Origin of the sequence: [Flexibacter] sp. ATCC 35208, from assembly GCF_001975825.1 — a bacterium.
In the GTDB taxonomy this organism is placed as follows: Bacteria; Bacteroidota; Bacteroidia; order Chitinophagales; family Chitinophagaceae; genus Chitinophaga.
Map to the genome: position 1 here is coordinate 25,406 of NZ_MTKN01000071.1, position 15,843 is coordinate 41,248.

The window sequence follows — 15,843 nt, forward strand, 5'->3', positions numbered from 1 at the left end:
CAGTGAGTAAAAGTTTAATGATTTTTTTTACTATCCTTTTGGGTGCATTTAATGGGTATAGTCAAAGGGTTTACCTAAAGTATGCACTATTTTTAGATATCAACAGACAATATATTCAGATCTTTAATAAACAAGACTCGTCTGTTATAACAGATCGATCCACAGATAGCAGTAGGTTGATTAAAGTATTTGATATGAGTGAAAAAGGGCAGTTGAAATTTTTGTTATGGGACAATTCTTTCAAAAAAAAGATGGAAGGCGAATATCTGGAATCCTCTAAATTGTATACGGATACTGTTTTCTATAGAAAAGCAGGAAGAGATGGGAATGGCGTAAGGTATAGAAAGTTTTATAGACCACTTCGGAATGGAGATTGGAAATATTATGATGAGCAGGGTAATATTTACTTAAGAGAAAAGTATAGTAAAGGTTCTTTGATTGAGACTATTATCAGTTGCGATAAGTAATTAACCGGGCGTCTAAATTATATTTTAGATGCCCAAACATATTTTCGGATGCTCGAACTGGTAAGTTATCATTAGAGTTCATTTCATAACACCCTTGTCGAAGCTACCATCGATCAAACCTACACGGTGGGACAACCCGGAAGACTTATCGGGGATCGTGCTTATGACGGTGATCCGCCCGATCAAAGGCTCGCATTGAAAAGTGTTGAACTGATTGCTCCTCATAAAAATAATAGAATTAAGCCTTCTACTCAAGATGGGCACTAGCTTAGAAGATATAAGCGAAGATGGAAGATAGAACGTTTTTTTTCCTGGCTGAATGCATTCAAACGGGTAATAACAAGGTATGACAGATGCATTGAGAGTTATCAGGCTTTTGTTCATCTCGCTTTTGCTTATATCCTATTAAGAAGGAATATATTTCTGTTGAGGTTAACGATTGGTGGCCAAGAAAGTCTTGGATGAANNTTCATCCAAGACTTTCTTGGGCACCAATCTGTTCTGGCCACTGAAATATATGCAAGAGTAGGTTCTAAGCAAAAAAGAGCGACTCTTGAAAAGGTATATGTAGATGTTATTAATAAAGAGGCCCCGAGTTGGGATAATAATACCGATCTGCTGACATGGCTCAAAGAGTTTAAATAATATTGATTGAACACAGCAATATGACATATTTTACAATATTTAACTTGTTTACATTTTTTACAGCTGCGATTCTTGTTTTTATTAATGGATTTTTTTTTGTTAAAAAGCACAAATTATTGAAGAAGTATGGCTTCCCTCTTTTTGTGCCAATGAATAAGTTATCAAAACATGATAGGGCTAAATACAAGTTCTATAATAGATTAAACCTTGGAATGGTAATTTGCTTGTTTTTGCTATATGCTCTTTTGGGGATATTATTTTTCAAATAATTGAGTTACATGAAATTTATTTATAGAATTACCCATTTTAGAGGTCGTTACTTAAATATTACGTAAATATGATGCGTAGTGTTTCAATAGCTCTAAAAAGTGCATGTTTAAAGGGGTGAAAGTAGATAGTTTTCATAACCACTTTCCAAGCGAAGAAGCCTCTCTTCAATACCTCTCAGACTTTAAGTGGCAGCAAGGTTACAGGTGTAAAAAGTGTGGCGGTCAACTGTGGTGGAAAGGTAAAAGAATGTTTGACGGGCGATGCCAGGAATGTAATTATAATGAATCCCAACAGCAGGCAGCTTGTTCCACAAATTGAAATTCAATTTGCTGATAGCTTTTCAGATTTGTTTCCGGTTAAGTGTAAAAAAGGAATGTCCAGTTGCTAACTAAGCATGGAATATGGGATTGATCAAACAAGCGCTTGGTATTTATCCATTGCTTTTCAGTTTTACTTTAGGAATAAGTGGAACGCTAGGTAGAAACGGAATATTTTTTGTTGGGGGAGGACGAGCCGTGGATGGTCCTACCGGAGGATCTTTTAGTTTTACGATTAACTGGTTAAATCATCGTGATGAAACAAAAGATCAATTGGATAATTTCCTAACAGGACAGGAACAGTCTGAGAGTTGAGGGTATTGGGGGGCAATATTCCTAGCCCTCAGATCCTACGAACCAATTGAGTGGGGAGTTGGCGTTGTTAAGCCTGGTGCAGGTGTTGGCGAGAGTTATAATAAGTTTAAATTTAACACATATTTAACTTGGTAAGTTTATGAAACAATGGTCAGAATTGCCCTTAAAAGCTGATGATATTATATTTTTCTTATTGGGAATACTTTGTTTATTATTTGGATGGATCTGTATAATGATCCACATTTTTAAATTACAGCCTGAGAAAGTCTGGTTTTATAGAAAGAGTTTGTTGGCAAGGTGGTTTATTAATTCAGAAATTAGGCATGTGGCTGAAAATGAAAATTATAGATTTTGGGCAAGAGGAGCAGGAATAATAGCTTTATTAATAGGTACAGCTATAATGATTGGTTCTATTACTAATTTGATTAACTATATTATGGGTAGCGGTCCAAATCATCCCCATTAATTATAGATATGCTAATGAAAATTAGGGCATTTTTAGTAAGGGGGGCTTAATTTATTTTGGATGTAATGAATAAGATCAGAGGTGTCTCAAAAGTAAAAGGGGCCTCATTTACTTTTGAGACACCTTCTTCCCATTTACTACGTTTTATTCTTATTATAATACGAGTAAGTATCATTACACACTTTACTACTACGATCAGGCGGGCAATCTTGTAGAGGAGATTCCACTAGCAGGTGTAGTTATAGATCCTTCAACTGACCAGGTGAACAATGTAAGGGCTGCCAGGGCAGAGGGGATAACATTGGTGCCAACTTACATGATGGCTACGCAGTACCGTCATAATACGCTTAACCAGGTAGTATCGCAGGTATCACCGGATGGAGGTGAGAGCCATTTCTGGTACGACCGTTTGGGCCATCTTTCATTATCGCAGCATGCAAAGCAGCGCCCTGATAATAAGTACATTTATAGGACCTGTGATGCACTGGGTATGATCAATGAAGTCGGAGAGCTGATGAGTGTTGCAGTAATGAATGATTTCATCGTATTAAAAATGGAAGGGTTATTAATAGAGTTCCATTTGCTTTTCCTCAGTCTCATCTACGCCAGGAGGAAGTTGATCACCGGAAGGCGGATGAACAGAAGAAAACCCAAGTGCCCAAATGACATAAAATTAGATATTCAAAAATGAATTTTGTATGAAAAATAAATGGTGGCTTCTTTTGTTAATTATTGCTTGCAGCGCTGGTAGTAGTTCTAAAGATAATAGTACTCAAAGTGGAGAGGGGATAATTGTTGATAGCATTTATGGTTGGCAACATAATGTTTTGGCAGATGGTGATTCCATATCTTATGGAAAGCTTGCGCTTGAGCTTTCTTTTAAACGCATGGACCGTTGGGCTTTGCTTTACTACGCTCAAGTTATGTGCAATAAATACAAGAATGCAAGTGCATGCCTTGATTGTTACGAAATTAATAATGAGGTGGGATGCCCAGAACATCTAAAAACTTATGATTCTTCGACATATGTTCTGGGAACGTATTATTTACTGAGGGCATATGAACTTGGCAATTCAGAAGCAGAAGGGTATGTTAAAGATCGTTTTGGAAATAATGTTCCTCATTCGATAGATTTGAAGGATGGGGCACTGTGGGTCAAATGAAGCTTTTCATTGGGGGAAATCTGTAAGTATCGATAAGATCGAATATCATGTTTTAAAGAGCAGCAATGATAAGCATAGTATTATGGCCTCTTCAACGTTAAAGCTTAGCCCATTGGGCTAAGCTGTTGATTTGCTATACGCAGTTTTATTTTAAAAATCCCTGATCAACACTGAGAAAAATTATTAAATGAGAAAGAATCTATCTTTTATAATTTCGTTTTTTGTTGTACTGTTAATTGTTGTTTTTAATATAAAGTATGATCATATAAAGTTAGATACAGATAGTAATAGAACATCGTTCTATTACTATCTTACCCGAGAGAAGTATTCTCCGGAATTTTACGTGGCAATACTGAGCCTTTATCCTTTACTAATCTTAACAATTATAATGTTGTTTGGTAAATCACATCGGCTTGTATTTTTATTCTTAGGAATATTTGGAATATTTTCCACCATCTCATTATGGCTATTAATGCATTTACATTTTGATGCTATAATTATTTCGCATAAAGATAGCTATTATTCAACATTGATTATGGGGATTTTAAGTGTTGCGGGATGTGCAGTTGTTTTATTTATTAAAAGAAAACAATAGTGCCGTTAATCTCAGTGATAATTTGTAGTTGAAATAGACGTTGAGCTATTAATAAATTGAGTTAAACAGCAGGATGAACAACATCCGGCTGTTTTTAATTCTGCATTGACAAGTTAGAATTATGAAAAACCGTTAAAAAAATAAGAACTTAGTTGAGTGTAAAACAGACGTATAAATATAAGATATGGCCACCACCCAACAGAACCAGCCGAAGGCAATCGGCTTGGAAAAATATATGCGTCAGCGAGGTCATGTCTTTAAAACCCTTGCGCACAATAAAATGCCCTTTTCAATTCAATATGTAAAAGGCATATTCCCGAGCCGCAAAGGAAATTTTAGACCTTGTCTCACTCGTTGCTTTCGAACAAACTTTCTCATAACTTCTTTAAATAATCCATTCTTCTTCCACTTATTAAAATAATAGTAAACTATCTGCCAGTAAAGAAATTCACTACTTAGGTTGCGCCATTGAGTACCCGTTCTGCAAATCCATAAATCACCGTTACAGCTATGATGCGCAGAACCGTTTAACGAATGTAGAGACGAGTCATGATAGTATTAATTGGGATAATGATGCATATTACCAGTATTATAAGCATGGTCCTTTAGGTAGGATGGTTTTAGGTCAGGAACAGGTACAGGGAGTAGATTATGCATATACAGTTCAGGGCTGGTTAAAAGGGGTAAATAGTACTGCGGTGACCCCTGGTTATGATCCGGGAGGCGATGGCGGTAGTGGAACGCAGGTAGCAAAGGATGTATTTGGATTTGCATTACATTATTATGGTGGAAGGGACTATTCGCCCATAGGCACAGTCAATCCCTTTGCATCCGGTACTAACCTGAAGCCTTTATTTAATGGCAATATCTCCGCCATTAGCCAAAATCTTCCGTCAGTAGGTACACCGTTACAATCCAATTATAGCTATGATGTACTGAACCGGCTCACGGGGATGCAGGTATCGAGAGGATTGAATACTAGTACGAATATATGGGAACCGGAGGTATTTGAAGACTTTAAGGAACGTGTGAGTTATGATGCGAATGGTAATATTCTTAGCTACCGGCGGAATGGTAATCATAGTTTTGCGGGCACGCCGTTAGGGATGGATTCCTTAAGATATACATACAAGACAGGGACAAATCAGCTGGACTTTGTGTACGACTCTGTGGGAGCATCTAATTATGCAAATGATATAGATGGTCAGACAGCAGGGAATTATAAATATGATGCAATTGGCAATCTGATATCGGATCAGGGAGCTGGAATTGATAGTATAGAATGGACAGTTTATGGAAAGATAAGGAGGATTAAGAAATCAGATGGAAGTGAGATTACCTATAATTATGATGTAGGAGGGAACAGGATCAGTAAGCGGGTGAATGGGATAGAGACGTGGTATGTACGTGATGCTGCAGGTAATGTGATGAGTATCTATACGAAAGGCGACAGTACGGTTAACAATGGGTCCCTGAGTCAGACAGCGGCAAATTTGTACGGAAGCAGGCGATTGGGTGTTAACGCAGTGAAAGTCAATGTAGAAGATGGGAGTGTGTTACCGGGAGTAAATATAACAGGATTAGGATCAGGAATAAATATTAATTTTACGCGTGGAGAGAAGTTCTTTGAGTTAAGTAACCATTTGGGTAATGTGTTAGCTACGGTGTCAGACCGTAGGGTAGGTATCTCAACGGATGGGATTTTGGTAGATCATTATGAGCCAACTATGAGTTCCAGCCAGGAATATTATCCGTTTGGTATGTTAATGCCGGGGAGGAGTTCTGTAGTTACCGGTGGTTCTTACCGTTATGGGTTTAATGGGAAGGAGAATGATAATGAGGTGAAGGGAGAAGGAAATCAGATAACGTTTGAAGCAAGGATTTATGACCCAAGGGTCGGGATATTCTTAAGTATTGATCCTCGTAGTTCTTCATATCCTTATTATTCTCCTTATTTGTTTGCGGGGGATAATCCAATAAGGCTCATTGATGTAAATGGGGAAGGCCCTGGGGATCCAAAGCCAAGTCAAGCCAACCTCGAGAATACTATTCTTGCAATTAGACATTACGGTAGTGGGTTTTTTAGTCCAGGTACTGGTGGAATGATTGCAAAAGCAGTAAATAGCTCAGGATCGAATTTTGGTCCAGGCGCATATTGGAGACTTGCTCATGGGCTTTATCCTAGTAGCTTTGTTGGTGCATTGGGAGTGACTGGCGAAGGTATAGCTGGACATTATGAGTATAGCTATTTTGCTTCTAATTATGATGTATCATATGCGCGTATTCAATTTCACTATGCTTTTCAGTCAGGAACTCAGGATTTCACTATCACTTCGTATTTTCGAAAAGGTATGAATCCAATGAGTCTTATTATCAACAATAACAATCCAGATGGCTCGCCTAGTTCTTCCAGTATTAATATTAATCCAGGTGATAAATTAAGTATACAGTATGAGGTTAAAACTCTTAGTGCGAATAGTGATGTTGGTACATTGAGGAGCCAAATTGATCGTGGTTTTCAACAGGCATACAATAACGCTTCTGCCAATCCTTCAAAGGATGGACATCCGCAATTTAGTATCTTGGAAGTGGACAAGGATGCTTATTTAAAAGCAGTTCAGGGAGATCCAGCTTATTTTACCAAGCAATATGAAAAATTGGTAAAACAGGGAGGAGCGCTACTTTTGAAACAAGGATTATTTAAGGAGGCACATCAAACAACAATAAATTTAATGACTGAAATAAAAACGAGTACAACAAATGAGAAGAAGACTAATTAATTGGTTAAGCAGCAATTTGGCTATTTTCTTACTTTTGTTTATTTTTTCCTGTAATAATAGGACTATGAATAATAATACAGATAAGGAATTGGTAGATTTAAGACTTTCTTTTTCTATTTTGAATAAACAGTGTTTTGAAGAATTTGATAAGATGCAAAGTCTGCAGCGAGATTCTATAATTATTTTAGTAAGGGGAATGCAAGAGGATTTAGATGGGTATGTGATAGATTCTTCCTCGTCTTTTGCTACTTATTACAATTCTTATCGACAATCATTTTCTTATATGGAATATATTGAAGAGTCAATAAGGAGAATGAAAGTAGAATTGTCCAATATTCAGAAAGACATTGATTCTGGTCGGACTGCGACGGATTATTCTGTTTTTGATAATGCTCATATGTATTATCGTTGTTCTGACTTTGGCAAAAGTGAATGGTTTACTTCCCCACAGATAAGTTTTTCAACGGAGTTTTATTCTTATTTTTTTTCGGATTATCTTGAACTTCTTTTTAATCACTACCAATATGATAAGCAGTTCGAAAGTGCCAATCACTTGCCTCTAATGGGAGAACACACGGATGAATTTACTATCCCCCCTCATATTATTGATGTTAAACATGCAAGGGTATTACTTGGTTTGTTAAAAAAGAAAACAGAGAATGTGCTCTTGAAAAAAGAGCGGGATGTATTTGCAGATTTTTTACAGAGGGTTATAGAGAGTAGATCAATTTTGATTATTCATAATTACTCCATTTAAAAGGTTAATAAGAGCGAATGTTTGTTTTTACTGTAGAATATAAAAATAAATTTATTATCAAACTTCGACTATAACTGATTTTTACTGCCCTGTAGAGGTCTTGAGTACACAGGATTATTCCATTTGGAATGTTGGAACCTGATAGGCATTATTCACTCGGTAGTTATCGTTATGGTTTTAATGGGCAGGAAAAAGTTGACGAAATCGCCGGTGCTGGCAATCATACGACTGCGGAGTTCTGGGAGTATGATCCGAGGATTGGAAGGCGATGGAATATAGATCCAAAACCTAATGTAAGTTTTAGCCCTTATTCGGTATTTGAGGAAAATCCAATTTGGAATACCGATATCAAGGGCGATTCTGCCAGACCTGCACCTGCTCCAGTCAAGGTAGTGTCAATGGATTATTATGTTCAACGAGCACAGGATTTCATGAAAAGAAATCCAGGCAAGTCAGTACCAACTTACTACTTAGGATACGGTAATGTTTACATTAATAAATTCAAGAAGGAAACTAATCAAAAGCTATCTCCACAAGGGATAGAATGGCTTGATAAGGCTTTAGTCAACTTGCAGCAGGCAATTGAAAATAAACTGGTAATTTCTAACAAAGCAGAAGACAAAGTACTTGAGAATGATAATAGCAAGTTTACAGACTTCGCATTTGATACACATGTGAAAGCATATGAGGATGCAGGTGTGCTTTCCCTACCTGTTATGGATAAGGTCAACATATTGCTGACTCCCAAACCAGAAGACTTATTTAGTGATAGAGGTTTAAAACAGGCAGAGCAGATAGGGGCCGACCAGTTTGTATATTATTTAGTTCATCCAGTTTTTGCAGTTCAGCAGGCAAAAGAAGCAACGGTAAACATGGAGAAGATTACAAGCCTGGTTCATGGGTATTATCTTCAAAATCAAAAGTTCTTTGATGATGCAGCCAAAACGAATCCGCAAGGCTGGGCAGACCCTGAACATAAAATTATGGGTGTAGTAAGAGATATGTTTTTTCCAACATTCCGGTTTTAAAAGTGCAACACACAATAAAATGAAGGCAAGTTTAATAATAATAGCAGCGATACTTTTTAATATGTTGTCTTGCGGCAGGAGTATTAATAAGTTTGATATGATTGAGTCCAAAGGATTAGAGACAGAAAATTTAGGGCTTAACGCACTAATGTTCTACAATAAGGATGTCGGCTTTATTGCGGGTAGTTCAGATATTGTAACACATAATCCTGATTTTCCGGAAAAAGATAGCAATCAGTTTGCATTTGTAGCCAAAACAGCGTTGTTATATAAAACGACCGATGCGGGTAGGATATGGGGAAAGAAGGATTTTGGAGAAGGTAGTTTTACGGATATTATACAGGCTGGGAGTAAAATTTTTGCCATAAAGTCTAGTAAAGAAAGTAAGCATTCCTTTACTTATTCTTCCGATGATTTAGGGGCGAATTGGAAAGAGGAAAAATCATTTCCTCAAAAAATTGGGCGACTGTTTTCCATAGATAGCGGTTATTTAGCAGTCACATCAGATAGTAGTTTGATCAAGACATATATACAGGTGTCAAGAAACTTTGGGCGGTCATGGAGCATTAGCGAATCTAATTTGCTCATATTTGATGCTGTTATGCGTGGGCGTAAATTATTCTACCTGTCTTCAAATCAATATAAGGATTACCGGAAGAACTTACTTGTTGAATATAGTTTAGGTGATAGTACGAAGAAGGTCATTAAACTGCCAAATGAGTTTGATTGTTATTTTCTAACGAATTACAATAATGAAATAAAATTATCAGGTCTCAAAGATGGGCATCTTGCTGTTTACTCTTTGGATAAGGATAATCAAGTTAAATATGAATATTCCTATTTAAAAGAGAATACGTACTTTCCCCAGGGGTATTATAATAACAAGGAGGAAGAGTGGATTATTGCAGGGAAGCGAGGTGATGCAGATGTATCAAATAAAATATTAAAGACACGGGATAATGGCAAGAGTTGGGAGGTTGTCAGTTTTGAAAAAGAGAAGTATATTAAGCCATTTTATTTTTTAAATGCCAATGATAAGGTAAAAGCCTGGTTTTATGCAGGCTCTGGAAAGTTCCAAATTATGGAATAAGTTATAGTTATTTTTTAATTTCCCTGCTTCTACCAGTTGTTTTACTATGGATCGCCATTTTCTTTTTTTAGCAATTAAAGAAGTGATGAAATAAAATATCCTATTCACATTTAAGGGTATAGCCAACTGATTTTATGCAGTTGGCTATACCGTTTAAGTAGCTTTGACTTGGATACTGAAGTCGAGATTAGTTGCTATGTATTGCCTCTGATGCCAGCAAATAGACATTGAATTCAGTTTCAAAAGTGCAATTGAAAATCAATGCAGGTATGCGGTTATTGGGTTGGGATTTAGCCAGGAACCAAATCTGCCTTGCACTAAAGCAGGAATCAGATGTTGATACATTTATGGAAAAATCCAACTCATTGATTAATTATTCGATTCAGTAAAAGAAACTCAATTATTATGAGGAATCAATTATTACATAGATTGAAAAAAATGTCCAGTCTGCTCTTGCTGACATATTCTTTATCGGTTATTGCCTTTTATATTTGTAGCATAGTCAGGACGCATTTTTCCCATGTTTACAGCATCTATGTTCATACATTACAAAAATCATTGCTGCAATTATGTTTGCATGCCTTGTATGCGATCGGCGCAATGAACATACTATTGAGATTTAAACATCGGGGTGAAATTATTATTCTGACAGGTGGCATTGGCTTTTTAGTAGCTACATTATTGGATTTATTATTGTTGCAATCATTCCCGAATTGGTTTTACCTTCTATATGCCTCTTTTCATATTATAATACTGATGATTTTTTCACGGGGTTGGTTTAGAAAAATTGCCCCTATGACAATCCTGATAGGTGGTTGGATAATATTAATATTGGGAGCGTATTATATTGGTAAGTGCGATTTAACCCTCTATTGATCCGCAAAGTATGCTTTGATAAAGACTCATTTGCAAATGTAGTATGGGCAAAGAAATATAAGGCCAATGGCAACGAGTACTTTAACCGGATGAAACCCACCTTCGATGGAGGTTATATTGCTGTAGGTACGGTTACCAATACGGGAACTGCAGAAAGAGATCTCTGGCTGGTGAAGACCAATGACACGGGAAAGGTTGTATGGAGTAAGCGTTTAGGATTTAACACAGCAAATGGAGAAATAGGACAGGATGTGATCCAGCAAACGGATAGTTCTTATGCCTTTATAGGTAAAACTAATTTTTATGGTAGTCTTACTGATGGCATGATCGGTGTTGTTTCAGCTGATGGTACCGCTCAATGGATCAGGCAGTTTGGTTATAATAGTGGAGACGAAGGTTATTCGCATGTCCAGAATGGAGACACATTGGTGGCTTTTGGGTGTGCGATTTATTCATCTTATTACCGTCCGATATTGGCCATGTTCAACCGGTATAATGGTACGGTAAAAAAATTGAACAGGTGCTATCACACGCTGGATGGCTACACCCCAATAGGTAACTATTCAGATTATATCAATAAAACCTCTGATGGTTATGCATTAAACATCGCCAATACTACTTCCGCCGGAAAAACGAACAATAGCTTCTTAGGCATATCAAATAGCGGAGGGGTGCTGTACAACAAATGTATGTCTGTCCCCTTAGATTCAGTATCAACGCAGATTATGCCGACGTTTGTGACACTGGATGGCGGATTGATAGCTGCAGAGAACTTTACTTATGGCGGTAAGACGCAGGTGGTGTTTAGGAAGTTCAATGCTGATAAAACCATCGGGTTATCCAACTGGACGAGGATGGGCAGTAGTATGATTATGTACTGTGTTTTACAGCAGGGAGACAGTAGTTATGTAGGCAGTGGCGGTTATAATAATGGTGCTTTCCTGATGTTCACCCAGCCATCAGGTCTGAGAGGTTGTTCAGATAGCACGGTGAAAGTAACCCTGAATACGCTGAGTACAGATTATTCAACTACCGATAAATTTGCGATCAATTACAAGTGGGAAAGCAGTTATATGGTTGATTATAGTGTAACAGCCATTGTCGTACATCCGATCCATAAAAAGACAGGTTGTAACGGCAGGCTGCAGGGTTGTTATACCTTACATAAGGGGCTATTGTTATGTGGCAATTCGACACCGGTATTTGGAACAGTGGCTGTGAATAGTGTCACAAATTGTACGGATAATGAGTTCTTTGCGGTCAGTAAGGGAACCGAGATCTATAATTCCTACAAGGATTCCCTGAATGGCAGCTTTGATGTCGATTACCTGGCGATGGCAATTGCGGGTGGTCAGCAGGAGGTGTTTACCGTGACTTATAGTACGAGTGAGTATCATTATACACTGAGTTATTATGACCAGGCAGGGAACCTTGTTAAGATCATCCCTCCTGCAGGTGTAGTCATCGATCGTTCAACTGACTGGGTGAATAGGGTAAGGGCTGCCAGAGCTGCAGGTACAACACTTGTTCCTCCACATACAATGGCTACGCAGTTCCGCTATAATACATTAAATATTAAGGTCGCTCAGATATCACCTGATGGAGGTATCACTCATTTCTGGTATGATAGGCTGGGACGAATAATATTATCTCAGGATGGCAATCAATTGAAAGAAAATAGATACAGATATATTAATTATGATGAGATTGGAAGAATAAATGAAGTCGGAGAGCTGACGAGTGCTGCAGTAATGAATGATTTCATCAGCAGGGATACTACTTTGTTATCCAATTGGTTGGCGGCGGCATCTACATCCAGGAAAGAGATCGCAAGAACTAATTATGATAATGCTTATAGTTCTTTGTCCCAATTACAGCTTACGCCAAGAAACCTGCGGAATAGAATTTCCTGGACAGCATTATTTAATGATGTAGTAGCATTAGATACCATGGGGTTTGCATCTGCATCCTTCTATAGTTATGATATAGGAGGAAGTGTTGATACAGTTTTACATGACTATAAGCAAGGTATTTTGCAGCAGCAAAATAACCGGTTTAAAAAATTAGTATATCATTATGACCTGATCAGTGGTAAAACAAATCAGTTAGACTATCAACCGGGGCAGAAGGATGCTTTTTATCACAGGTACACCTATGATGCGATAAACAGGGTTACTAATGTAGAAACCAGTCATGATGGTATTCAAATAAGAAATATAATTATTAATATGAAGAATTTATTATTACATAGAGTTAAAAGATTGCCGTGTCTGCTCTTGCTGACATACTCGGTATTAGTTATTGCCTTTTATGTTTTGAGCATCATCCAGTCGAATGATCCTCATACTTACAGAATCTATGTGCATACATTTCAAACATCTTTGTTGCAATTATGTTTGCATATATTGTATGCAGTTGGTGCAGTTTATATACTGTTAGGATTTAAGGTTCGAGGTGGATATATTATTTTGACAGGTGGTATTGGTTTTTTGGTTGCTATAATATTTGACTTAATTCTATTACAATCCTTCCCGAATTGGTTTTACCTACTTTATGGTTCTTTTCATTTAATAATACTGATGATTTTTTCACGGAACTGCTTTAGAAGAATTGTCTTTATTACAATTCTTGTAGGTGGTTGGATAGCATTGGTGTATTTGGCATATTCTATTGGTAAGTGTGATTTAATTTTGTATTAATAACAGATATAGTAATGAAGAATTTTCAAAGTGCATTCATTATCAATATGACGCAATCGGCGATCTGATATCGGATCAGGGAGCTGGAATTGATAGTATAGCATGGACATTGTATGGGAAGATAAGCAGGATAAAGAAATCGAATGGAAGTGAGATCAATTATACGTATGATGTAGGAGGGAACAGGATCAGTAAGCGGGTGAATGGGGTAGAGACGTGGTATGTAAGAGATGCTACGGGTAATGTGATGAGTATCTATACGAAAGGTGATAGTACGGTTAACAATGGGTCCCTGAGTCAGACAGCGGCAAATTTATACGGAAGCAGCCGATTGGGAATTAACGCAATGAAAGTCAATGTAGAAGATGGGAATGTGCTACCCGGAGTAAATATAACAGGATTAGGATCAGGAATAAATATTAATTTTAGCCGTGGAGAGAAGTTCTTTGAGTTAAGTAATCATTTGGGTAATGTGTTATCTACGGTGTCAGATCGTAGGGTAGGTATTTCAACGGATGGGACTTTGGTAGATCATTATGAGCCAACTATGAGTTCCAGCCAGGAATATTATCCGTTTGGTATGTTAATGCCGGGGAGGCAATCGGGAGGTGTGTATAGGTATGGGTTTAATGGGCAGGAGAATGATAATGAAGTCAAGGGTGAAGGGAATCAAGTAGATTTTGGTGAAAGAATGTACGACTCCAGAATAGGACGATTTTTGTCGATTGATCCACTAGTTAAGCAGTATCCTGATAATTCACCATACCTTTTTGCGTTAAATTCTCCGTTAATTTATATAGATAATCAAGGTGAGGATGCTAGAGTAAGTATTATTCGCAACAAAGATGGTAGCGGGGTTATTAAAATTCAAACAGTCGTTCACATCGATGGGCGTAACTTAAATAGGAATGCCAACTTACCGTATTATTATAATGAAAGAGGCAAAGAATCTTTTAAATCGGGAAAGTATAGCGACGGAAATGGTAAGGTTTGGCGTATAGAATTTGATGTGAAATATGTTTATTCAGGTATCCAACAGTTTGGAAAAGGAGATAATTATGCGTTGGTGGACAATAAAAACACTAACATAGACAAAGATGGAAGATCAATAACCTTAGGTAATACTGTTTATATGAACTCGCGAGGACAATATGCAGATATGACACATGAAACAGGTCATCTATTAGGACTTACGGATAGATATTCTTCTTTCTATTACATGTATTCAGAAACAGGTAATGAAAGGTTTACAGGATTTTTACCTCATGATGGATTTGAGAATAACTTGATGGGAGGCAGAGGAAAAGAGTTAAACCAAGCCCAGTATGATAATTGGGGTTCTCAATTGCTCGAAATGGCAGAAACAAATGGAGATAACTTTATACTGTCGGGGAAAATTGAGTACCGGAAAGTTCCAGGAGGTTTAAGACTGGTGCCGGATTCAGATGTTAGTGATAAAAGAAAAGAACAGTATAAGGCAGATAAGAAAGAATATCATTTAAAACAATATGCTGAAAAAAATAAAAAAAATGAAGGGTAATAAAATCTCATATCTCGGTTTGTTTTTCATATTGCTGCAATCATCATGTGGGATTTCTTTCTTTGTTCCGGCTAATAAGGTTGTCAAAAGTGAAACCGGTCTAATCTTGTTTTATAATATGACCAAACTTAATATTGACACAATGGATTTCGAATCACGTAAATACTTTCAAATGAATGATAGTAATTTGATTGGGAGTCTATTTTTTTCTGGAAAGCTAAAAGATAGTATAATTTTAAAGCAGCGCATTTTGAACCCAGGAGCTAATTTGGAGGCGGTAGAATTAGGACGATTTTGTGACATGGAGATGAACTTTGCATATTGTGATACTTTGGGAATTGATTCTCTGGGAGTATATCTTACAATGCCAGCGGTAGTATATTATGTGAAAGGGAAAGATTTTTTGCCGGCCTCACGCGTAACTCTCACGATTAACAGTCAACCAGTTGCTATTATAAAGAAAATGGTAAATATACATATTGTAAGAGTTGATCCTGTGACCACGAATGTATTTCGGAATACTGGATTTATACTATATTAATAGCAGAGGTCAGCGGGAGAGGACGGTGACCTATGATACTAGTGAGTATCATAGGTCACTTTACTATTGTATATCAGGAAGGAAATATGAATGAACAGGGTGTTGTTACTGATAAAAAGGGTAACATCTTTTATTGAAAAATAGCCTACCTATTGGGGGGTGAAGTAAAGCTTTCCGAAGCATTCACTACTTCAATTATAGATAATAGTAATAATAATAAATAGTATGTTTAAAATTTTAGGGGTTACTATAATACTAATTTCCATTTTATTTATTGAAGTTGTTTAAACTTTT

Annotated in this window: 13 protein-coding genes and 1 pseudogene; 13 read left to right on the forward strand and 1 reads right to left on the reverse strand. The window is 37.0% G+C overall.

The window, feature by feature from the left end; translation table 11 throughout:
* Positions 1–2: 2 nt before the first annotated feature.
* From BW716_RS29805 to BW716_RS29835, 6 genes are all read left to right on the forward strand, one after another.
* Entirely contained in the window at positions 3–467 is a 465-nt protein-coding gene (locus BW716_RS29805) for a hypothetical protein (RefSeq protein ID WP_143709116.1), read from the forward strand.
* A gap of 1,017 nt (positions 468–1,484) precedes the next feature.
* Entirely contained in the window at positions 1,485–1,700 is a 216-nt protein-coding gene (locus BW716_RS39230) for a transposase (protein ID WP_220388864.1), read from the forward strand.
* Positions 1,701–1,783: 83 nt separating this feature from the next.
* Positions 1,784–2,014 carry a hypothetical protein gene (locus BW716_RS29820; protein WP_083729728.1) on the forward strand — a complete coding sequence of 77 codons (231 nt, stop codon included), beginning with the start codon at positions 1,784–1,786 and terminating at the stop codon, positions 2,012–2,014.
* Between the two features lie 139 nt (positions 2,015–2,153).
* Positions 2,154–2,480: a hypothetical protein gene (locus BW716_RS29825; protein WP_083729729.1), complete on the forward strand. Its 327-nt coding sequence runs from the start codon at positions 2,154–2,156 to the stop codon at positions 2,478–2,480.
* A 262-nt stretch (positions 2,481–2,742) separates the two neighbouring features.
* Positions 2,743–3,171 carry a hypothetical protein gene (locus tag BW716_RS29830; protein ID WP_143709117.1) on the forward strand — a complete coding sequence of 143 codons (429 nt, stop codon included), beginning with the start codon at positions 2,743–2,745 and terminating at the stop codon, positions 3,169–3,171.
* A gap of 7 nt (positions 3,172–3,178) precedes the next feature.
* Entirely contained in the window at positions 3,179–3,643 is a 465-nt protein-coding gene (locus tag BW716_RS29835; RefSeq protein WP_083729731.1) for a hypothetical protein, read from the forward strand.
* Positions 3,644–4,532: 889 nt separating this feature from the next.
* Here the strand turns inward: BW716_RS29835 and BW716_RS39235 are convergent.
* Positions 4,533–4,733, reverse strand: a pseudogene (locus BW716_RS39235) (transposase); the annotation flags it as partial.
* Between the two features lie 119 nt (positions 4,734–4,852).
* On the opposite strand from BW716_RS39235, the gene BW716_RS29850 reads away from it, so the two are divergent.
* From BW716_RS29850 to BW716_RS29885, 7 genes are all read left to right on the forward strand, one after another.
* On the forward strand, positions 4,853–7,018 hold the full coding sequence (locus BW716_RS29850; protein WP_083729733.1) for an RHS repeat domain-containing protein: 2,166 nt from the start codon (positions 4,853–4,855) through the stop codon (positions 7,016–7,018).
* Positions 7,019–7,082: 64 nt separating this feature from the next.
* Entirely contained in the window at positions 7,083–7,775 is a 693-nt protein-coding gene (locus tag BW716_RS29855) for a hypothetical protein (protein ID WP_083729734.1), read from the forward strand.
* Positions 7,776–7,903: 128 nt separating this feature from the next.
* Positions 7,904–8,803 carry a hypothetical protein gene (locus BW716_RS29860; protein ID WP_083729735.1) on the forward strand — a complete coding sequence of 300 codons (900 nt, stop codon included), beginning with the start codon at positions 7,904–7,906 and terminating at the stop codon, positions 8,801–8,803.
* 19 nt (positions 8,804–8,822) lie between these two features.
* On the forward strand, positions 8,823–9,893 hold the full coding sequence (locus BW716_RS29865; protein ID WP_083729736.1) for a hypothetical protein: 1,071 nt from the start codon (positions 8,823–8,825) through the stop codon (positions 9,891–9,893).
* Between the two features lie 854 nt (positions 9,894–10,747).
* Entirely contained in the window at positions 10,748–13,468 is a 2,721-nt protein-coding gene (locus BW716_RS29875; protein ID WP_143709118.1) for a hypothetical protein, read from the forward strand.
* Positions 13,469–13,814: 346 nt separating this feature from the next.
* Entirely contained in the window at positions 13,815–15,008 is a 1,194-nt protein-coding gene (locus tag BW716_RS29880) for an RHS repeat domain-containing protein (protein ID WP_179091330.1), read from the forward strand.
* Positions 14,998–15,549: a hypothetical protein gene (locus BW716_RS29885; RefSeq protein ID WP_143709120.1), complete on the forward strand. Its 552-nt coding sequence runs from the start codon at positions 14,998–15,000 to the stop codon at positions 15,547–15,549. The genes BW716_RS29880 and BW716_RS29885 overlap by 11 nt, the downstream gene beginning before the upstream one ends.
* The last annotated feature ends 294 nt before the right edge of the window (positions 15,550–15,843 follow it).